Source organism: Paenibacillus sp. XY044 (genome assembly GCF_002257645.1).
In the GTDB taxonomy this organism is placed as follows: domain Bacteria; phylum Bacillota; class Bacilli; order Paenibacillales; family Paenibacillaceae; genus Paenibacillus_AQ.
This window is the reverse complement of record NZ_NQMO01000004.1, coordinates 123024-144423: the sequence shown is the minus strand read 5'-3', so window position 1 is coordinate 144423 and position 21400 is coordinate 123024. Positions and strand designations below refer to the sequence as shown.

General features: G+C 45.2%; 14 protein-coding genes and 1 pseudogene. 4 read left to right on the top strand and 11 right to left on the bottom strand.

Features of this window, described 5'->3' with window-relative positions; translation table 11 throughout:
• Positions 1-189 precede the first annotated feature (189 nt).
• The 4 genes and pseudogenes from CJP46_RS18155 to CJP46_RS18140 all read right to left on the bottom strand — a co-directional run.
• Positions 190-366: pseudogene (locus tag CJP46_RS18155) on the bottom strand (GMP synthase (glutamine-hydrolyzing)); the annotation flags it as partial.
• Positions 367-665: 299 nt separating this feature from the next.
• Positions 666-1376 carry a hypothetical protein gene (locus CJP46_RS18150; RefSeq protein ID WP_094597044.1) on the bottom strand — a complete coding sequence of 237 codons (711 nt, stop codon included), beginning with the start codon at positions 1374-1376 and terminating at the stop codon, positions 666-668.
• 260 nt (positions 1377-1636) lie between these two features.
• The gene (locus tag CJP46_RS18145) at positions 1637-3124 is read right to left on the bottom strand and encodes a metallophosphoesterase (protein WP_094597043.1); all 1488 of its coding nucleotides are present in this window, start codon (positions 3122-3124) and stop codon (positions 1637-1639) included.
• Between the two features lie 453 nt (positions 3125-3577).
• Positions 3578-5158, bottom strand: a complete 1581-nt coding sequence (locus CJP46_RS18140; RefSeq protein WP_306431055.1) for an extracellular solute-binding protein — start codon at positions 5156-5158, stop codon at positions 3578-3580.
• Between the two features lie 546 nt (positions 5159-5704).
• Between CJP46_RS18140 and CJP46_RS18135 the strand changes: the two genes are divergently transcribed.
• The gene (locus tag CJP46_RS18135; RefSeq protein WP_094597042.1) at positions 5705-8026 is read left to right on the top strand and encodes an AraC family transcriptional regulator; all 2322 of its coding nucleotides are present in this window, start codon (positions 5705-5707) and stop codon (positions 8024-8026) included.
• A 35-nt stretch (positions 8027-8061) separates the two neighbouring features.
• Here the strand turns inward: CJP46_RS18135 and CJP46_RS18130 are convergent, their stop codons facing one another.
• The 3 genes from CJP46_RS18130 to CJP46_RS18120 form a co-directional block, all read right to left on the bottom strand.
• Positions 8062-9084 (bottom strand): glycoside hydrolase family 130 protein, encoded by a 1023-nt coding sequence (locus CJP46_RS18130; RefSeq protein WP_094597041.1) that lies wholly within the window; start codon positions 9082-9084, stop codon positions 8062-8064.
• Between the two features lie 96 nt (positions 9085-9180).
• A complete protein-coding gene (locus CJP46_RS18125) occupies positions 9181-10092 on the bottom strand; it encodes a carbohydrate ABC transporter permease (RefSeq protein WP_094597040.1) in 912 nt (303 codons plus the stop codon).
• A 25-nt stretch (positions 10093-10117) separates the two neighbouring features.
• Positions 10118-11071 carry an ABC transporter permease gene (locus CJP46_RS18120; protein WP_094597039.1) on the bottom strand — a complete coding sequence of 318 codons (954 nt, stop codon included), beginning with the start codon at positions 11069-11071 and terminating at the stop codon, positions 10118-10120.
• Between the two features lie 653 nt (positions 11072-11724).
• Between CJP46_RS18120 and CJP46_RS18115 the strand changes: the two genes are divergently transcribed.
• Both CJP46_RS18115 and CJP46_RS18110 read left to right on the top strand, forming a co-directional pair.
• Complete coding sequence (locus tag CJP46_RS18115; RefSeq protein WP_094597038.1) at positions 11725-14478, top strand: alpha-mannosidase; 2754 nt, start codon at positions 11725-11727, stop codon at positions 14476-14478.
• 20 nt (positions 14479-14498) lie between these two features.
• Entirely contained in the window at positions 14499-15779 is a 1281-nt protein-coding gene (locus tag CJP46_RS18110) for a glycoside hydrolase family 125 protein (RefSeq protein ID WP_094597037.1), read from the top strand.
• Positions 15780-16064: 285 nt separating this feature from the next.
• Here CJP46_RS18110 and CJP46_RS18105 read toward each other — a convergent pair whose 3' ends face one another.
• The gene (locus tag CJP46_RS18105; RefSeq protein WP_094597036.1) at positions 16065-17246 is read right to left on the bottom strand and encodes a DUF4317 domain-containing protein; all 1182 of its coding nucleotides are present in this window, start codon (positions 17244-17246) and stop codon (positions 16065-16067) included.
• Positions 17247-17439: 193 nt separating this feature from the next.
• Positions 17440-18009: an SF0329 family protein gene (locus tag CJP46_RS18100; protein ID WP_094597371.1), complete on the bottom strand. Its 570-nt coding sequence runs from the start codon at positions 18007-18009 to the stop codon at positions 17440-17442.
• 474 nt (positions 18010-18483) lie between these two features.
• Between CJP46_RS18100 and hcp the strand changes: the two genes are divergently transcribed.
• Positions 18484-20055: a hydroxylamine reductase gene (hcp, locus tag CJP46_RS18095; RefSeq protein ID WP_256992414.1), complete on the top strand. Its 1572-nt coding sequence runs from the start codon at positions 18484-18486 to the stop codon at positions 20053-20055.
• Between the two features lie 405 nt (positions 20056-20460).
• On the opposite strand, the gene CJP46_RS18090 is transcribed toward hcp, so the two are convergent.
• On the bottom strand, positions 20461-20694 hold the full coding sequence (locus CJP46_RS18090) for a hypothetical protein (RefSeq protein ID WP_094597035.1): 234 nt from the start codon (positions 20692-20694) through the stop codon (positions 20461-20463).
• 222 nt (positions 20695-20916) lie between these two features.
• Positions 20917-21300 carry a DUF3221 domain-containing protein gene (locus tag CJP46_RS18085; protein WP_179281212.1) on the bottom strand — a complete coding sequence of 128 codons (384 nt, stop codon included), beginning with the start codon at positions 21298-21300 and terminating at the stop codon, positions 20917-20919.
• Between the last annotated feature and the right edge of the window lie 100 nt (positions 21301-21400).

The window sequence follows — 21400 nt, the reverse complement described above, 5'->3', positions numbered from 1 at the left end:
ATAACATTGAACTAAATTTCTCATATATGAAAACCATATAAATAAATACTCCCACCGACGATCATTCGGTAAGAGTTTTTGGCGACAATCTTGGAGACAATTCAAAAGAATTTTGGTCTCAGAAAGTCTTATGAGTTTTACCTAAACGGCGTAAAATCAAAGTTTGTCAGTGTATAAAGTGTCACCTGTTTATTCCCACTCGATGGTTGTAGGCGGCTTGGAAGTGATATCGTACACAACGCGGTTCACGTTCTCCACCTCGTTGACGATACCCACCGAAATCTTTTCAAGCACATCCCAAGGGATACGCGCCCAGTCGGCTGTCATGCCGTCGATGGAGGTTACAGTGCGAATGCCTACGGTGTACTTCAATTGAGTAAATTACTATCAATTATTTCGCTATTTTCGCAACTCAATTGTAGCTGGTGCAGCTACTATTTTCTATCTTTAAATTCCCATTAAACCAATTCTCTATTTTTTTTGATTAGCTCTTTTCTAAAATACTGTTGTTCTGAATGAATGATTATTAACATAAAAAAACACCAGTCAATGGCGGTTTTAATTGTTATTCAAATATCGTTACCCGTTAGTCAATTACTTATCGAGTTTGCATTCCATTCGTAACTCGAAAGTCATCTGTTACACTTACGTATTCATATTAAACCTTATGATAATTTGTACCTTGCATCAGCAGACCCGGTAAATAAATCTGGATTAGCATCAAAGAATTCTCTGAAGAAAGCAGATATTATAACAAGAACTTCCTTACAAAAATCGAGGAGTAAGTAAAACCGTGAATTCGTAAAATGTAGTCCAGAATTTGAAACAAAATGTGTTTCGCCTAATAATTCGTTTACCACTTCAGAGATATTCTGTGTTATGTTTGGCATTGGTAAAAGCTTAGAAACCTTGTCGTCTACTTCTGAATAATTATGAGCAATCGAGTTTCTAAGAATATTGCACTTTTTTAAGAACTGCCAATTTACCGAAGTATCATCTGGGAAATTCAAATTTGCAACAAGTTTTATATACTTTTGTACTTTTTCAATCGTTGTTCCTCCATGTATATCCTTTAAGCTTAGTTTTAAACCAAGTTCTTGTTGTAATATTTTACAAATCCTTATAAGAAGTGACTCAAAAAAAGCGTAGTTAGTAATAAATAGTGAATTCCTAAATGTAACTGGAAACCATTTACTCTCTTGATCTAAGCCATAATCTTCGTGTACTTCACCTTCGTGATGAATATAGTATTTTGATTCAATGATAATTGATTTAGTTATCTCTTCTTGTGTATCTCTATAATTTTCAAGTTGTTTAAGACTATCCTTTATCTCATATCTTAAAATCCCCATTGGGCTAAATTCTTTGTTAGCCATTGTAATTCCTCTAAAATTGACATTGTCTAAGTAATGAATTAATTATACTGTAGTTTTCCGCTTGGATACCATTAACAATAACTGCCCGTTGCTGAGAAGGCTGCTCGTCGCAGCTTTCTGGTGAGTTTATTGTTCTCTCCTCCCCGTTAGCGCAATGATTCATACTTCTACCTATGATACGCTTCTCCGCGTTACCTGTAACGGCAACCGTCCATTTCATCACGGCGTACGAGCTGGTTCGGACGTTACAGACGGCATATTTATTTGTTTTGATTTTCTAATAATGCGACTGGTCGAGGCAACAACGGTGTTTTTTGCATCAACATTTGCACCTCATCTACATTAAGCGACAAGTTGTTTACTGCTGGTAAATACATATCAACGTTGCAAAATGTGATGCGGTTCTTTTTGTCACTTCGTACAGTAATAATCGACTCCATGTCAATTCCATAACGCTTTATTGTTAATAGCATTAACCAAAATCTCATTACATCGTAGTCATCCAACGGTCGCATTACTTCTATATGCAAGGGCATTCTGTTATAAACATATCCAGTTATTACAGCTGCAGTAACAAAGGCTCTTACGTCTGAAAAATCTCCGCTTTCTATGATTGCAATTGAGTGATAAATAGCTTCTAACACTTGCCTAGATATACTTCCAGAAAGAATAAATCCAATATATGCATCTCTTAAATATCCATTAGTTATTTCTTTTACACTTTTTAGATAAGCTTCCGGTGAATTGGCGAGAACTGCAAAATTATGCTTGTTTGCAGCGCACCGCACATACCCTCTTCGTTTTACAGTTGAAACTAATTCCACTTCACTTTTGGCGTTTGACACAACGATAGGAGAGTGGAATTTAGATATGGACTCAAAATTACTCCAAGCAATAATTTTATGTTGGTCAATAGATTTTTCCAATTTCCCAAAGTGATGGGAAGAGTACTGCTTAACCCCTTTTCGTTCTAAATCTTCCACATCATTATTGTAGTATCCACGCTGTGATGAAACATTGTTGTATTGCTGCTCGCTTCTGTGGGTATGTCCAAATACTCGCCAACTATTGTCACCTTTGAGTAGTACAGTTGTCGAACTCCACCAACAGTCTTTATCTTCTTTCGTGAAATCAACCATTGGGAAATGGGTAACTATCAATACCTTTTCCTCTTTGTTTAATATATCGTTAGCGAAGAACACCCACTCATCGTGTAATGCTATAATCCTTTTAGGGCTAAAATCCTTTACTTTTTTGGCATCCGGAAGACCCATAAACTTCTTCAGCGTTACTTGACGCTTTCCACGCCGAAAGCTCGTCCAACCAGTATCTCCGATAACACAAATATCGTTATAATAGTATTTGCGGCCCGTAACAAGAAATTTAAAATATTGATTATCTTGCGTTTCATCAGAAAACAGATTGATAATATCTTGATGACTCTTTGTACCATTGTTCCAGTAATCGTGATTTCCAAGCACGAAAAAACCTTCTATTTGTTTTTCTTCTAGCTCTTTCACAAACGAAAGTGTCTTTTTATAGCTATCGAAAAAATCTCCTGCCAAGCATAATATGCTGTCCGAATACCTCTCTTTTATAAATGAAATAAAATCGCCTTTCATTTGCGAAGCTGCCTTTGCCTTAAATTTTCCTTTCGTATAATCAAAATGTAAATCAGATATAAATACAATCGGATTCTCTGTTTTTTCGATAGTGACATTGTTATTTGAGATTACTAAGTCGGCCATTGGAATTATCGCTCCTACTATATTCAAAATAGCTATTAATTACTACAACAGCAGTAAGCTCACCTTAAAATTTCGCCGTCACTTATGGTACGGTTCTCCTTTCATTATCATAAGTAAAAAGTGTGGTTGTCAATTGGTTGTCAACCACACTTCCCATTAGCAAAGAACCCTATATTTTCAAGACAAGTATAGCCACACTCTCCACATGCACCGTTCATGGAAACATATCCATCAGCATGACCTCCAACGCCTTTTACCCTCCATCTTCTAGCACTCTTAAATCACGTGCCAGCGTGGAGGGATTACAACTCACTTACACCATCCGATCCGGTTTCATCTCCAAAAGTGTGGAATGAACACTTGAATATAACGTTATAATATTTTGGTACAATACTCCCCCACTACAAAAACATCCCTGATGTCATTCTCGACATCAGGGATGTTTGATTGTTATTAGTTCTTCTTCCAGCGGTCATAAGCACCTTGATAGATTTCTTGGAAGCGGTCAGATCCCATTTTCTTAAGGGTTTGTACATATTTATCATAACCATCCAGGGATTCTTGACCTGTGATGAATTTAGCTTCCATTTGCATAACATAAGTGCTTAGATCGGAACGAAGCGCTGTAACTTCAGAGGATTCCGCTTCTGTCAAGAACAGCGCAGGGAATGGCACGCGTGCTCCACGGTCAAGCAGCTTCGTCTTGGATTCGTTTTCGACCCACTTGGCGAATTCATCCTTAACCGGTTCATCAGGCACGATCATCGGAGAAGGTATACCGAAGTTAGGCGTGATCTTGGAACGATAGGTCTCTCTGTCTTCGCCGTTAGGTACGGGCAAATATTCGACCGTCTGTTTGGAATCATCTGTATATTTCCACAACGTACCCTCCGGTCCTTTGTCCCACATCATTTGTCCGTCAGGGCTGTACATGTAGTCGACCCAACGGATCGATGCCTCTGGACTAGGGTTCGAATTGGAAATCGCAAAGGTACCCGTAGAGAAGCCTTTGTTCTTGGCGATTGCCGGCTGATCTACCATATCGCTCTTCACAGGACTGAACATGGGATCCTCTGTACTCGGATCGCCGCCATGTGCCATGTATGCATTCCAATCGGAGAACAACAGAACCCGGTCATTTTTGATCTTGGCTTTCTTCTGGTCATCGGTTTGCGAGAAAGACTCATGGTCGATCAAATCCTCTTTCCACAGCTTGTTGAGGAAAGTAATATATCCTTTGTATGCATCCTCTGCAGGCGTATAGTGAACGACATCTTGATCATCTACATAGAGCTCTTCATCGTACGCTCCATAGGCGCCCAAGATCCATGTTCTGATATCTCTGAGCTTGCTGTTTCCTGAAGAAGAAGACAGAGGAATATTGTTAGGATCCTTTTCCTTAGCAAGCTTCAACAGACTATACAGCTCATCTGTCGTCTCAGGCAGCTTGGTAACGTTAAGCTCCTTCAGCATTTTACCGTTATACCACAACGGATTTCTATACCATGGCTGATAAGGCTGAAGGCGCGGTAAAGAATAGATGTGTCCGTCAGGAGCCGTAATCGATTTACGGATATCCGGATTGTCATCAAGCGCCTTTTTAATGTTAGGTGCATATTGATCAATCAAGTCTTCCAATGGAAGCAGGATGCCTTGACTGCCGTAAGACAATTCTTCAGCTTGAGTCAAATTGGCCGCAAAGAAGATGTCCGGATAGTCGCCACTGGCAAATACGAGGTTCTTCTTCGTGTCGAAGCTATCTCTCGGCGCATTGCGATATTCGATCTTAATGCCTGTAAGTTTCTCCATCTCTTGCATTACAGGCATGTCCTTCCAGTTCTGAATCCCCATGTCAGGAGCCATAATGGTCAAGGTCAACGGCTTGCTAACAATTGGATATCCTTCCTTATTCACTTCTGTTTCTTTGCCACCGCTTGCGGAACTTCCATCCCCGTTGCTGCCGCAGCCGCTCAGCAAAGATACGGCCATAACCGTCGCCAGTATGGACATGAAGATCTTCTTCTTTTTAATCAAATTCACTGCCTCCCCTTAGAGTATATTGACCAAATTAATAAGCGAAGGAATCTTGGCTTGTTCAAGCCTCTCCCCCGGTATTATTATGTTTGGCTCGCGCTTGCAAGGGCTTACCAAAACGGACGCTTTGGATTGAACATTTGCTAACGCTTACAGAATGTAATGTTATACAAGGTCACCGCTAAGCGTAAATATGTCGATTTTAACTTGTCATATTTCACGGGTAAACCTGAAGAATCGCGTAAATCGAAGCGAAGACCGCTTGTCAGGATGCCATTATAGCTCATAAATGTCTTTTGTGAAACGAGCTGTCATGTAAATTTTACATATTTGGCATCCCCGTTACCGCACCTCGTAAACCTAGGAACAACGTTTTGCTCATTCGTCTTAAAGATTCTCTACCCCTATTTCGCCAAGTCATGTTGACTGGAATCCTCTTCATGAATACGTTTCCTTTACAGCCGTCATTTTTTCGTCCATAATACAATTCAGAACATTATAATGTTTACTGCAATATGTTGATAAAGTTTAGGAGAGAACGAAACGATGCCCAATATTACGCCAAAGTCATCTATTGAATCCAAGTTTCGTCTATCCTGGAACGGCTTTAAATCCAAGCTGCTGCTTAAATATGCGCTATCCTATATCCTGATGTTTCTGATCCCCTTAACCTTCGTAACGCTATTGATTTATGAGAACGCAGTCAGCGATCTGCGTAAGGAGATCGAGCAGACCAATTTAAATCAACTGAATCAGGTCAAAATAACGATCGATGAGCGAATGAACGAACTGCAGCAAATCACAAGCAGAATTGCCTATGACGAGAAGCTTAGTTCCTACAAGTTTCACGATTCGTACTACAGCATAGAAGCCATCCAAGCGCTTGGAAATTACAAGGCGAACAGCGGGATATTAGACGATCTGTTTCTCTATTTTCACAACGATGACACCATATATTCCTACCGTGGACTAGCCGATATCGATTTGGTCTTTGGTGAACTTTATCGCTACGATAACTGGAATAGCAAGCAAATTTACCGCGATCTGAACGAGATCAAACAGCCGATCATTCGCCCGGCGGAAAATGTAACGGTGAATTCGCGTAAGAATTCCACTTTGACCATGCTCTTTCCGATCAAGCCAACGGACCTGTATCCGAATGCAACGGTCGTATATATGGTCGATGAGACGATATTTACCGGGGTCATGGATACGATTCTGAACAGCTTCTCCGGCAACGGGTATATTTTCACTCAGGACGGGCAGCTTTTGTCCTCCAGCAACCGCGAGGCCGAAATTTCTCCGGAAATTGTTCATCAGCTGTCTACGCTGAAGCCGGGAATACACAACATGAAACTTAACGGTGTACAGCACTCTGTCGTATCCACCAAATCCAATGATAACAACTGGAGCTATGTCACCACCATACCGAGCTATCAGTTCTTTAGTAAAGTGGTGCATATCCAGACATTAATCCTTATCGTATTTCTGGTTACCGTTATATCAGGTGTTGTTGCTGCCATACTTCTTGCCAAGCGGCAATACCATCCGATCAAGGATATCATTGAGTTCACCAAGCTGAGCCCGAACGCAAATATTCATGCCCGCACGCGGAACGAATGGGAATGGATCAAGCAGACGATTCATGAATACAACGCAAGAATCGATGACCAGATTCCTTTTGTTCGAAACCAGTGCCTTCTGCTGCTATTCAAGCACGGTAAGCCGAACGATCCTGATATCGAGAGCATGATCACCCGCTCAGGCCTGGAATATCCGAATGGACAAGGACTTTATTTATCCATTATTTTGGCCTGGGACGTCTCCGCAGAAGCCGATGAAGTTGCATCCATCCGGCATCCGATGCCGGAAATGCTCAGTGAGCTGGAATTCCCGGATCTGGAAGCCCGTATTTTCGGTATCGAGTTCAATACAAAGAATCAGTTCGCCTTACTGGTCTCTATGCCTGCCGAGAGCACTGAACCGGTGCATAAGCGAATCGAAGCCGTGATCGAAGCGATCAAGATCATCGTTATCGACAATGCCCAGGTCGTTCCCTATTTCGGCGTCGGTCTTCCGTATCCCGATCTGGACCGTATGAACCAATCCTTTATCGAGGCTGCTACGGCCATAGATAACCGGATCATCGGCGTAAACGGACGAGTCACCTATTTCGAGCAGCTTCAGGATATTTCCGTTACCCAGACAGAGGCCTTCTGGATTCCAAAGAAATCTTTTCTTAAGCTTAAGCAGAGTTTGAAGCAGGGAAATGAGACCGTCGCCAATCAGGTCATCGACGATATGATCAAACAGATCAAGGAGGAGGCGTTGTCCCCCGCCCTGCTGCGCTGCATCTGCTCTGATTTGTTGAACTCCATGCTGAGCACATCACATGAGCTTGGTGTTACCGACGTGTTCAAGAGTCTCGACAATTATACCGCCTATACAACGATTGAAGAGCTCGAAGTCGTATTAACCGATCTAACCCGGCGCATTTGCGACCAAGTTGAACGGAATACGGAGTCGGATCAGCCTTCGCTGATCGATGATATCGTCTCCTACGTGGATCAGCGGTACGCTGACTATACGCTCAGTCTGGAACATATTGCCTTGAAATACTCCGTATCCATACCTTATTTAAGCCGTACATTCAAAGACAGGACCGGCATGACGTTCACGCAATATATTTGGCAGAGAAGAATGGATGAAGTGAAGCGGCTGCTGATAACGACGAATGCACCACTGAAGGAAATCATTGAGCAGGTCGGTTATCTGGACACTCCGAATTTTATCCGCAAATTCAAGAAAGAGACGGGAGAAACGCCGGGGCAATATCGCAAGCAGAACACAAATCAAGAAAATGCATAAACAATAAGCCTTCCCGGACCGGGAAGGCTTATTCGTTACCATGAACTGGACTCGTTCAGAATATGATCAACCAGTTCATCAAGCGGAACTGTAGCCAGCGCAATTGCCGTATCTGTAACACCGTAATAAATATAGAGCAGGCCGTCCTTCACTACGTTTCCTGTAGGGAATACTACGTTTGGTATTTGGTAGCCGAATTTCTCATAGTACGTCTCAGGCTCCATAATGAAGTTCTTCGTTCTGGCAATCACCTTTTCCGGATTGTCCAGGTCCAGCAGCATGGCTCCAACGCGATACACGACTTCATCATCTACGCCATGGTACAGCACGAGCCAGCCCTTGTCTGTCTTGATTGGCGGGGTAGAACCCCCGATCTTTCTGGATTCCCATGCAGGATTCTCTGCCTTGGCAAGCAGCCTCGGCTCTTCCCAATGAACCAAATCCTCGGAATAAGTAATCCACATTGCCGCTTTATCCGTACCGTATTCCTCACCGATGTATTCCTCGGGACGGCGAAGCAATACATACTTGCCGTTGATCTTCTCCGGGAACAGGATGTTGTCGCGGTCATTAATGTCAAGCGGGGTCGTATCCGCTACGAATTCCCAATCCGTTAGGTTCGTAGACTTCACAATGGATGAACGGGTTAGCCAATGACCTTCCTGCTCTCCCCACCCATCTGGATATTCAGGAATCGATCTTTCGGGAACGCCGCGATTCGTTGGGTAATAGCTCATGGCACAAGGACGCAAGGCATAATTCATGTAGAACGTCCCGTCAATCTTGACAATACGCGGATCCTGTACGCTTCCGTATGGGAAGCCAAGCTCGTCCGGCGTCAGGATCGGCTCGTCCTTCACATGTGTGAAGTTTACGCCATCCTCACTCTCAAGCAAGCCAAGGTAGTTTTTGCAAGGAGTCAATGAACCTGCTGTACGCTCGATCAAATAGAATTTCCCGTTATCGATAATTACGGCAGGGTTAAAAACAGTAACCTTACGCCATTCGAATCCCCCCGGAACGATGATCGGATTGTTAGGGTGCCTGGTAATCTTCATTGAAGTCATTCCCTCCAAATCTTGAAATTCACTGTAGTGTTGTTATAGCTTGATCCCATTAGAGAAAAGAATATAGCTTGTACCTGTCGAGTGCTCTTAGCCTTTCACAGAGCCTATCATAACACCTTGAACGAAATAACGCTGTAGGAACGGGTACACGATGATGACAGGAAGCGTAGAAACAATAATAACGGCATATTTAACGAGCGCGGCAATCTCCGCCTTATTACTCATGGCCAGTGCGGCATCACCGCTGGCTGCCCCCGTCGTTTCCGCTGACATCTCCTGCAGAACGAGGATTTGGCGTAAGACCATCTGCAGCGGATACTTTGATTCATCGTTCAAATAGATCAGTGCCGGGAAGAAGCTGTTCCAGTGTCCTACTCCGTAGAATAACGCCATAACCGCGATAATCGGTGCCGACAAAGGGATAATAATCCGGAAGAACAGCTTGAAGTTTGAGCAGCCATCGATGTAAGCAGCCTCATTCAAATCCTTGGGAATGCTGGATTCAAAGAACGTGCGGGCAACAATCAAATTGTAGACCGATACGGCCGTCGGCAGAATAAGCGCTCCTACCGAGTTCACTAATCCAAGGCCTTTAACCAGCAAGTAGGTTGGAATAAGTCCCCCATTAAAGAACATCGTTACCAGGAACAATCCCATAAAAAAATTACGACCCACAAAATCAGGTCTGCTTAGAGAGTAAGCGGCAGGCAAGGTAACAGCCAGGTTCAGCATCGTTCCCAGCACGGTATACATAATCGTATTACCGTAACCGGTCCAAATCTTCGGGTTGTCAAATACAAGCTTGTAGCCCTTCAAATCCAATCCTTTAGGGAATAACCACATCTCCCCCGAGCTTACGTATTTCGGATCACTGATCGATGCACTGATAATGTACAACAGAGGATACAATACAACGATTAGAGCGATACCAAGGAACAAATAGTTCATGACCAGAAATATTTTGTCTGTCTTTGATTCCTTAATTGCAACGGCAGCCATCAATAAGCCCCTCCTTTCTTCCTGTTTACCATAAGCTAGTTTGACTAGTCCGTTTGGCAATTTTATTCACCGTAATCAGCAGCAAAGCGTTCACCACGGAATTGAACAAGCCTACGGCCGTTGAGAAGCTGTATTGCGCGCTGACAAGACCCGTCCGATATACGAACGTCGCAATGATATCCGAGGAATTCATATTCAACGGATTTTGCAGCAGCAATACTTTCTCGTAACCGATACCGAGAATATTGCCTACGTTCAAAATCAGCAGAATCGTTATCGTCGGAACAATCGTAGGCAGATTAATGTTCAGCACCCGCTTGAACCGGCTTGCTCCATCGACGATCGCTGCTTCATGCAGCTGCGGGTCTACTCCGGAAAGGGCAGCCAGATAAATGATCGTCCCCCAGCCTGTGCTCTGCCATACGCCGGATAATACATACACCGTCTTGAACCAACGTGGGTCGGTCAGGAGTGCCGGAGCATCGATTCCGAATAATTCGATGAGCTTGATAATGACCCCTGACGACGGCGTCAAGAAAGTAATGACCATCCCGGCCATAACGACGACCGAAATAAAATGCGGAGCATAGGTAATCGTTTGCACGCTTTTCTTGAAAAAGCCGTTCCGAATTTCATTAAAGGCCAGAGCCATAATGATAGGAAGCGGGAACCCGATGGCAAGCTCGTATAAACTCAAGCTTAACGTGTTCCACAGTAGGTCCTTGAAGTAATAGGAATGGAAAAAACGATTGAAATGCTCAAATCCTACCCACTCGCTTCCCGTAATTCCTTGGGACGGAGTGAAATTTTTGAATGCGATCTGAATGCCGTACATCGGTCCATATTGGAAGATCAAGAGATATATTAATGCCGGGGCAATAAATATATATAACTGCCAGTTCTTCATCATTCTCGTGTGCCATGTACTTTTGCCCGAAGTCTTTAATTGTAGTGCGGCAGCTTTACGCGTCGCTCTCATGTCCTAAGTCCCTCTCCTTTCCTTGCTTGTTCTAGTACTTGCTGTCATCCAGCCCGAAAACGGGCACTCCTCAATCCGGTTCATACCGATATTCACGCCAAGAATTGATGAGTCAGGATTTTGCAAAATTCGATTTCAGCCGCTCCCGGGTACATATATATAGACGAACTAAACCGTTTCGCTCTATATATTGCTGATTGAAAGTCGCTCTTTGGTTTTTGCAAAATCCTCGAGTATCACTGCTAACGCTTACCAACAAAATTGTAGAGAAAACAGCTAATCACCGTAAATATGTGGATTCTACATTGTCAACCACGGCACTCCAAATTCCTTGATACAAATAGGAAGTATACGTTCATTGCACCATCAGGGCGGCGGTCAGCGGGCTGCCGCTGCTGTTCACGAATATGATTTTTTCAGGTACAGCTATGTTGTTTTTTCAGGCGTTAGAGCGTGCAAATCATACATATTGTCAATTCAATGAAGTTGTGTGAATCTGTCTAAGGAAGTCGTTCGTGCCAGGCAGCTCCAGCCTGGACAACTCGAGCCCTGACAAAACGTCATTTTGTACACGCATACATGTTGTGCACCCATAAGAATGCTGCACTGACATGGTTATCACAGCTTAACTATTACTAGGAGGCGCTATTGTTATGACCCGAAAAACAGCTCATGTGATCTCGCATAGCCATTGGGATCGTGAGTGGTACATGCCTTATGAGCGTCATCATTATTTGTTGACGGAACTGATGAACGGTCTGTTAGACACCATGGAGGAAGATCCTCGTTACCGTTACTTCCATCTGGACGGTCAAACCATCATTATTGAGGACTATTTACAAATTCATCCCGAGAAAAGAGAACAGCTGGAAAAATACATTACCGAAGGACGGATTATTATCGGCCCATGGTACATCTTGCAGGACGAATTTCTGACAAGCTCGGAAGCTAACGTTCGCAATCTGCTCATCGGCCATCAGGATGCTGCCAAATACGGCGTCATTTCCAAGCTGGGCTATTTCCCCGATTCTTTTGGCAACATGGGACAAGCCCCTCAATTGCTGAAGCAAGCAGACATTACAGCGGCTGTATTCGGCCGCGGCGTCAAGCCGACCGGCTTCGATAACGTCGTCATCGATCCGATTGGCACCAGCTATGAATCGCCCTATTCGGAGATGTACTGGGAATCTCCGGATGGATCTAAAGTCATCGGCGTACTGTTTGCCAACTGGTACAGTAACGGTAATGAAATTCCGTCCGATCCTGCCGAAGCCCGGACCTTCTGGGACAAGAAGCTCGGCGATGTAGAGAAATACGCTTCGACGCCCAATTTGCTATTCATGAATGGATGCGACCATCAACCGATCCAGCGCGATCTTGGAGATGCGATGGATCTGGCAAAAGAGCTATATCCTGACGTCGATTTCGTGCATTCTACCTTCGATGACTACCTGGACTCCCTTCAAAGACAGCTGCCTGACGACCTGGTAACCATTCAGGGCGAGCTGCGCAGCCAGCATACGGACGGCTGGGGGACGCTCGTGAACACGGCTTCTGCACGAATATATCTGAAGCAATTGAATCAGCTGGGGCAAACCCTGCTGGAGAAGGGCGCAGAGCCATTAGCAACGCTGGCGCATCTTGCTGGGGGTAAAGAATATCCCCATCAGCTGCTTACCTATGCCTGGAAGACGCTGATGCAGAATCATCCGCATGACAGTATTTGCGGCTGCAGCGTAGATGAGGTTCACCGCGAGATGGTTGCACGCTTCGACAAGAGCAGACATATGACCGAGGCGATCATCGATGAAAGCCTGCAAGCCGTTGCGGCCCAGATCAATACGGCAGATGTGAAGGGCTGGCCTAAAGGCAGCAAGCCTATCACCATCTACAACATGACGGGCTGGGAGCGTACCGGAACCGTGCAGGCGGAGCTGATCGTAGAGAAGTCATACTTCAAGGAGGGTCCGAATCCGCCAGCCATTGCGGAGCGTCTGGATCAAATCGAACTGAATTTGCAGTCAGGGGTCTTGCTTGATGATCAAGGCAATAGCATTCATGTCAAGGCAGAGGATTTAGGTGTGCAGTTCGGTTACGAATTACCGAAGGATCAATTCAGACAGCCCTACATGGCCCGGAAAATATTGCTGACCTTCGAAGCGCAAAAGGTACCTGCAATGGGCTTTAAGACTTTTGCATGGGTTAACGGGCCAGCCCGGAAATTGGAGCTCCCGAAAAGCCAGCTTGTCGTAACAGAGTCCGGCATGTCCAATCCGTTCCTGGCCGTTACCATTCACCAAGACGGATCTTATGATATTACCGATAAGACGACCGGAAGAACTTATGCAGCTCTTGGAGTCTACGAGAATTGCGGAGATTTAGGCAATGAATATGTATTCCGGCAGCCCGATGGGGATACGGCCATAACAACCAAAGGTCAGCCTGCGAAGATTACGTTAATTGAATCTGAAGCTTATCGGGCTACGTATGAAATCGTTCATCAATGGAATATTCCGGCTTCCGCCTCCTCCATCTTTGAAGAGGAGAAGCGCAAGATGATTCCATTCCGCAAGCGGACAGCCTCCCGTTCAGAGGAGACGGTTACACTGAAGCTTGTGACACAGCTCAGCCTGGAACAGTCCGGCAGAGGAGTACTCGTATCGACGTCCTTTAACAACCATGCTGCCGATCACCGGCTGCGCGTCCTTTTCCCGACCGGACTCCATAGCGATACCTGCTTGGCTGACTCGATCTTCGAAGCAGCTGAACGCGATATCACCCCTGCCGAAGAATGGCTCAATCCAAGCAATGCTCAGCATCAGCAAGCATTCGTTAGCATCTCCGACGGAGCTGCAGGACTTACGGTAGCCAACCAAGGATTAAATGAATATGAAGTGCTGCGCGACGGCAATAACACGATCGCCATTACTTTGCTCCGCAGCGTATCGGAGCTCGGCGACTGGGGAGTATTCGCCACTCCTGAAGCCCAGTGTCTCGGTGAACATATCGTGAAGTACGCCATCTATCCGCATCAGGGCACGGTCATTGAATCCGGCGTATTCGCTGAAGCCTATCAATTCCAGACACCATGGTTTCATACGCAAACCGCGCATCAGCAAGGCGCCCTGCCGGCTAATTATCAAATGCTGAACTGGAACGGCAGTACGCTGGCGCTATCGGCATTGAAAATGTCTCTTGCAAATGATGATGCCGTCGTTCGATTCTTTAATTTGGCCAAGCATGATGAGGAATTGTCCCTAACGGCTCAATTCCCCATCGCTTCCGCTTATCACAGCGATATTCTGGAACGACGGCATGATGAAATTCCGCTAGAGGCGCAAACCATCAAGCAAACCGTAGGGAAATGCCAAATTGTTACCTATGCCCTACAGATCAAACCATCATAATTTACGGAGGAGACAGACTCATGAATTTACCTGCTTCGATAGCACAATTTCTGAATGAAATGGATCAGAAACTGGCGCATAACCCTAAGCTGCAGCAGCTTTTCAGAAACACCTTCCCTAATACGTTGGAAACAACGACGAAACTGCTGGATGACGGCACGACCTTCGTAATTACCGGGGACATTCCGGCCATGTGGCTGCGCGATTCCACAGAGCAGGTTCGCCACTATATTCCTTTTGCTAAACATGACAAGGAACTGCAGCGCATCATCGGCGGACTCATCTCCCGCCAAATGTTCTACATCAACATCGATCCGTATGCGAATGCGTTTAATGAGACGGCTAACGATAAGCACTACAGAGACACGGACGATTGCGACCTGAATCCATGGATGTGGGAGCGCAAATACGAGATCGACTCCCTCTGCTTCCCGGTGCAGCTTCTTTACTCCTACTGGAAAGAAACCGGCATAACCGATGTATTCACGAATGAGGTATACCAGGCGCTCACTTCTATCGTAAATGTCATGATTACCGAACAGCATCATGACCAAAAGTCGCTGTACCACTTCACCCGGCAAACCAAGCTGCATACGGAAACTCTGCAGAACAACGGCCGCGGACTTCCGTCTAACTACACCGGGATGACCTGGTCCGGCTTCCGTCCAAGCGATGACGCGAATCTGTACGGCTACAATATTCCAGGCAATATGTTCGCTGTCGTTATCCTCGGTCATATCATGGAGATGGCGACCGAAATTTACAACGATGCCCGTCTTGCCGCACGCGCCGAGAAGCTGCGTAACGAAATTGACTTTGGCATCCAAACTTACGGGATCGTTGATCATCCTAAATTCGGGAAAATCTACGCCTACGAAACGGATGGCTACGGCAACTACTGCCTGATGGACGATGCAGGTACGCCGGGATTGATTACGATTCCGTACATCGGCTACACCGATATCGCCGATCCGATTTACCAGAATACCCGCCGGTTTGCGCTTAGTTTCGACAATCCATACTACTTTGAGGGCAAATATGCCAAAGGAATCGGCAGCCCGCATACACCGGGCGGTTATGTATGGCATATGGCATTGTCTGTTCAAGCATTGACCTCGAGCCATCCTGAAGAGATCAAGGAACTGATCCAGACTTTGATTGACACCGATGCCGATACAGGTTATATGCACGAAGGCTTCCACCCGGATGATCCAAGCGATTTCAGCCGCCCTTGGTTCGCATGGTCCAACAGCTTGTTCGCAACCTTGATATGCAAAGCTATGGACAAGGGCCTTCTATAATAGCCTCTTAAGTCCATATTCACCGAAATCATATGTACAGCTGCGCTTCTCCAAACGAGCTTCACTCCATCGTTTGTGAGGAGCGTTTTTCATTTGCCCGAGTCACTGACATGGATCAAATGGGATCATGAATGATTTTCTCCTCTTATATAATAGACTCAATAAACCAAGCATAAAAAAACCCCTCACGGTAGACAGATCATAAAACCTGCCTCCGTAAGGGGAGCATCTCCTTAGACTATTAGTATGACGTATGCGTAATCCAATTCAAAAGCTCTTATCGCTTCAATCCGCTTTTTCCAATAACGTCTCTGTCGTGAGCGTAAAGCCCTCGATGACGGTATCTTCGTCAACCTCAATCATAATGCAGCGTTTGCCTTGAAAGCTCACCTGCTTAATATATCTTAAATCCTGTGGACTGATGGTAATCGTGGCTACCTTGGTATCGATCTTGATCGATTTGGACGTGAATTTCGGGATCACGCTATTCGCCTTCAGTTCATAGTTCTTATCGTCAACGATGGTTTCAAACGCCCGTTCCACGGCTTCCTTGGTCACGTTATCCACGCCGCTTGCGGTCAGCACGCGTTCCACATCGGTATAATCCAGCTTCGCCGGTTCTTCCTCATCCTGGTGGGATTCAATTACTTGATGGATCTCCTCATACACGTGCGCGATCGTGGCAGAGTCCAGCTGTTCACCCGCCACTTCCTTCACGATGTCTTCAAAGATCTCTCGCTCTTCCATGGCCGTCACAGACCGTTCCGCATTCAACACCTCAGAGATGAAACGCTCATTCGGATCATTCGATTTCCCCGTAGCATAGAGAACCCGGTTCACGTCGGAGTAATTGTCCGTCACGCTGGGATAGAAGAACCCTTGCTCCGGAGTGCTGAGCTTGATAATCGGATCGACAATGACGTTGTACTTAAACTCTCTCTCCACATAGTCGAACAAGAGCGCCTTCCGCTGCTTCTCCGTAGAGTTCACGCTGCATAGAATGAACGGATGTCCGAACACCTCGTCGTTCCCGGTCTCCTCCGCTGCATCATTCCTCGCCTTGGTCGGCCGGTAGTATTGTCCGCGTACGAACGTGATGACCGTATCCCGTTCATACGTCGTGTCCGCCAACATTTTGTTCACGAGCAGCATCATCAGATCCTGCCACTCCTCGGGATCTCCCGTCTGGATCGCTTGGTGAAGCAGCACCTTTGAAGGCTCCTCCGCTTCCTCCTGAAACTTGAGCTCGAACAGCTTATGATCCAGTTCACCGGTCAGCAGCTTTTTGAAATTGCCCATGTACAGCTCCTGCTTCTCCCGGTCCACTAACTCAAAGGGATTCCGCTCCCAGTGATAAACCTCGTTCGTTTCTTTCATAATGTACACGTTCAGAATATCGAAAATCTTCATCAATTCATTATCCATCTTAAACTGCTTGCGAATGTGCGCGATTTCTTTCTTGTTCATAGTTCGTCAGACAACTCCTAGAAAGTAAAATTGGCTATATCAGTATAAACGAAACAAAAACCCTTCGCTATATCGAATGAACTAAAACCATGTTATAGGCCGCTACCGAGCGGTTATAACCGAAAGTTCGATGTAAAACTCTAGTTCAATCGATATAGACGGGGTTCTCGTCAAATACGAAGGTTATAGATTCTCAACATGTGCTGCGCCGCAGCTCATAAAAATACTGCACAACAGGATGCTTTAACTTCATCTTCTCGGACATGTTCAAAATCCGCTTTTTCCCAACGCGTCTGTCCACTAAGGCCAGAATATTCAGTAAAATATCCTTGCTCTCCATGCTTTCTTCTATAGAAGTAGATAAAAATTGATTAGCTAGAGCGACAAAATTGGATTTGCTTAATGAAGCCTGTGCTGACATAAGCTCCTTGGCATATCCTGATATTTTTCGGTTTCTGGCAATAACTTTTAGACGATCCTCCGGAACGGTTCCCTTGGTATCCTTTCTGACCGCTTCCATTTCTTCATCGCTGATCGGAATTTGGATATCGGGATCATTCTTAATTTCCAGCTCCGTCTGATACCACCATATTGGACTCGCTTTATCATTCATTCGGAGGACGTCCCTTTTATCTACCGAAATATAACAAAGCCCTGCTTTATCAGGCAAATAACGATAACCCGTTGCACGGTATTCAACCCTTCCAACTAACGCAGGACTGAGAAAACTCTCCAGCTGCTGCTTCAATTTACTCCAGGACATGGTTCCTCCTCTATTCTCAAACCAAGCTTTCTTTTTTTGAAAAATAATATCGTGGTTCATTGCACCTCTGTTCAGTATGAATAACCCCCTGCTAAAAAACAACCCACAAAGTCTGCATTTTCATTCTCCTTCGTTTCGGTGTCACACTTCTATCCTTACGAACCGGAACAAATCATCGAGGTCCCTCGTTTCAAAATCAACCAACGCCGCTTCCACTTCTTTTCCAAACCCGCCAAGCATTTCTTTATTTCTTCCTTGAGCAGGGGTCTTGATTGTCCATCTATTTCGGCCAGTCGCCGAGCGGTACCCTTTAGTTCTTCACCCCCGGATCGTATGTCATGTTCGTTTGTCCCTTAGTGATTTTTATCACTTTTTCGGTGATCGCAGCGGAGTATACTGTTTCTGACAGTCAAATGACAACGCGGAAGTATGTTGATCTTAATGATAAATCACTCACGAAACGGGGGAGAAATCATGAATAATAACGCGACAGAGCCGTCCTTGAATCATCAGCCTTCCATGTTCTGCTTTCAATGCCAGGAAGCATCCAAAGGAACCGGCTGCACCCTTGTCGGCGTATGCGGGAAACCGCATGACGTGGCGAACCTGCAGGATTTGCTGATATATCTGCTGAAAGGAATCTCTTATCTCAGTCTGGATGTCCGGCTGCCGGAAATGCTGGAACAGCGCGTATCGCTGTTTATCATGGACTCCTTGTTTGCAACCATTACGAACGCCAACTTTGACCGCGAGGTTTTTGTGGGGAGAATCCGGGAAGCGATCGCGCTCCGCGGCGAGGTGCGTGCCTATTATGACGAACAATATGCGGAAGGAACGGCTCATCTCCCTGATGCTGCCGTCTGGGAAACCGAACATGAAACCGCAATGGATGAAAAAGCTCGTACGGTTGGTGTCCTCTCCACCCCCAACGAAGACATCCGCTCGCTGCGCGAATTGATTACGTACGGCTTGAAGGGAATGGCTGCCTATACGTACCACGCGCTTCATCTGGAACGAGATGACATCGAATTGAACCGGTTTATGCGCCGTGCGCTTGCGGCTACGCTGGACGACAGCCTTGAAGTGCAGGATCTGGTCGCTTTGACGATGGAAACCGGCAAATACGGCGTAAACGCCATGGCGATGCTTGATGAAGCGAACACCTCCGTGTATGGACATCCGGAAGTTACGAAGGTTAATATCGGGGTTCGAAACCGGCCCGGCATTCTCATCAGCGGCCACGACCTGAAGGATTTGGAGGAGCTGCTGAAGCAGACGGAAGGAACCGGCGTGGACGTGTACACGCACAGTGAAATGCTGCCTGCCCACTATTATCCGGCTTTCAAGAAATATGAGCATTTTGTAGGCAATTACGGAAATGCCTGGTGGAAGCAGAACAGCGAATTTGCCTCTTTTAACGGACTGATTCTGATGACCACCAACTGTATCATTCCGCCGAAGGACAGTTATAAGGACCGCATTTATACGACGGGCAACACCGGCTTTCCGGGCGTCCGCCATATCCCGGAGGCAGCGGACGGCGCGGCCAAGGACTTCTCCGTACTGATCGAGCAAGCGAAAGGGTGCCCGCCCCCAACGGAGCTTGAAACCGGTGAGATCATCGGCGGCTTCGCCCATGCGGCTGTGATGAACGTGGCCGATCAAGTCGTCGATGCCGTGAAATCCGGCGTGATCCGCCGATTCTTCGTCATGGCCGGCTGCGATGGACGGATGAAATCCCGCCATTATTACACCGATTTTGCAGCTGCACTTCCCAAGGACACGGTCATCCTGACCGCAGGCTGTGCCAAATACAAATACAATAAGCTGGATCTTGGCGAAATCGGCGGCATTCCGCGGGTTCTGGACGCCGGGCAATGCAATGATTCCTACTCCCTGGTCGTCATTGCATTGAAGCTGAAGGAAGTATTCGGCCTTGAGGATATCAACGAACTGCCGATTTCCTACAACATTGCCTGGTACGAGCAAAAAGCGGTGATCGTGCTGCTTGCCCTGCTTTATCTTGGCGTCAAAAATATCCAATAGCTCATCACGGAGTTCGTAATAAGCATCATTCCATCCCCTCTTTGCATAAAAGCGAATCCTATCAATCCATTATACTATTGTGCACCATGAACCTCTCTTTAAAATTCGGTATGGTACTCCCCACTTCTTGCTAATAATCTTGGTATACTTGGACCACATTGAGCTTCAAGTGAGTTTTTATGTGCCAGTCTAATGTTGCAAGGTCGATAAGAAAATCACCATATTTGCCATTGCTATCAATGATTCCTGTTATTCGTTGACCAAAATGTTGTACTGGTGAAAATCACCATTAATAAAAAAACGATACGGTTCATTGTAGGTAGAATAAGCTAACAATCTGTTGTAACACTCATCAAACACGTCCTTCTCCAGACAGGATGTTTTGAATAAGCTGTGCCAACCTTCTCAGAAGTTATCCGCTTTTTCCTCAGCGTAGGTCGCAATAATATGTTTCCTCCAGGAAGTATAAGTCCCATCCCCACTGGAGTTTATCGCCCCATATCCTTGTATTGTTTCTGACTTTACCTGTTTCATTCGGGTTAAAATCTGAATGACCTCCGGAAGTATTCGCTGTTGCTGCTCATAAGAGCAACGGTTCAGAATTTGTCCAGCTATCTTTTCTGAAATCAAGTAGTTCAATGATTTATATCTCCCTAGCTCCATACAGCAAGCAAACGGAATTCCCTGTGAGGATAAGAGGTTTGAAATAAACTTTTCTGTTTCAAAAGCATAGCATTTAGTTACTACGGGTTTTGACAAGAACATATATCGTTAAAACAAAAAAAGCCGCAGCTTACGCGGCTATTAAGCATGTAGGTTCAAGCCGTTATACAAATCAGATGTATACAATTTGTATATTGATTACCTTACAATTTCTATTTTTGTAGCAGTTGTTCGTCTTATTCTACTATCTTCATACATGCCATTTGTCCACACTTTGACATGGTCGCCAACTTCAAGATTTTCTTTTATATTACGTGTTGAAACATCATAAGCTTTTGGTTCATACTGAGAAATGATTTCATTCGTTGTTCTCCCTTTAACTTCTTTTTCGGTTAAACCAACTATAACAATAACTCCTGAATTATTTTTTTCAACAATAATCCCTTGAAAGTCCATTCTTTCACCTGCTTGATGCTGATTTTTTTCTAACGCGGGTGTTTTGGTTAAGTGATCGTTACCGTTACTGCAGGCAGTAAAGACAACAATGATCAGAATCAATAATATTGAAATATATGTTTTCACAACAATCCCACCTTGTTATTTGATAATTGACTAACCATAAGACGTAAACAAGGTTGTTTGTGTTTCAAACTTAAGTAGTATTTTAAAAATATACCTTTAC

What these genes read in the sequence shown, in the direction of transcription:
- CJP46_RS18120 (WP_094597039.1), bottom strand. Translation starts at nt 11,071, where the DNA reads ATGAGAGCGACGCGTAAAGCTGCCGCACTACAATTAAAGACTTCGGGC.
- hcp (WP_256992414.1), top strand. Translation starts at nt 18,484, where the DNA reads ATGAATAATAACGCGACAGAGCCGTCCTTGAATCATCAGCCTTCCATG.
- CJP46_RS18130 (WP_094597041.1), bottom strand. Translation starts at nt 9,084, where the DNA reads ATGAAGATTACCAGGCACCCTAACAATCCGATCATCGTTCCGGGGGGA.
- CJP46_RS18125 (WP_094597040.1), bottom strand. Translation starts at nt 10,092, where the DNA reads ATGGCTGCCGTTGCAATTAAGGAATCAAAGACAGACAAAATATTTCTG.
- CJP46_RS18110 (WP_094597037.1), top strand. Translation starts at nt 14,499, where the DNA reads ATGAATTTACCTGCTTCGATAGCACAATTTCTGAATGAAATGGATCAG.
- CJP46_RS18115 (WP_094597038.1), top strand. Translation starts at nt 11,725, where the DNA reads ATGACCCGAAAAACAGCTCATGTGATCTCGCATAGCCATTGGGATCGT.
- CJP46_RS18100 (WP_094597371.1), bottom strand. Translation starts at nt 18,009, where the DNA reads ATGTCCTGGAGTAAATTGAAGCAGCAGCTGGAGAGTTTTCTCAGTCCT.
- CJP46_RS18145 (WP_094597043.1), bottom strand. Translation starts at nt 3,124, where the DNA reads ATGGCCGACTTAGTAATCTCAAATAACAATGTCACTATCGAAAAAACA.
- CJP46_RS18135 (WP_094597042.1), top strand. Translation starts at nt 5,705, where the DNA reads ATGCCCAATATTACGCCAAAGTCATCTATTGAATCCAAGTTTCGTCTA.
- CJP46_RS18105 (WP_094597036.1), bottom strand. Translation starts at nt 17,246, where the DNA reads ATGAACAAGAAAGAAATCGCGCACATTCGCAAGCAGTTTAAGATGGAT.
- CJP46_RS18150 (WP_094597044.1), bottom strand. Translation starts at nt 1,376, where the DNA reads ATGGCTAACAAAGAATTTAGCCCAATGGGGATTTTAAGATATGAGATA.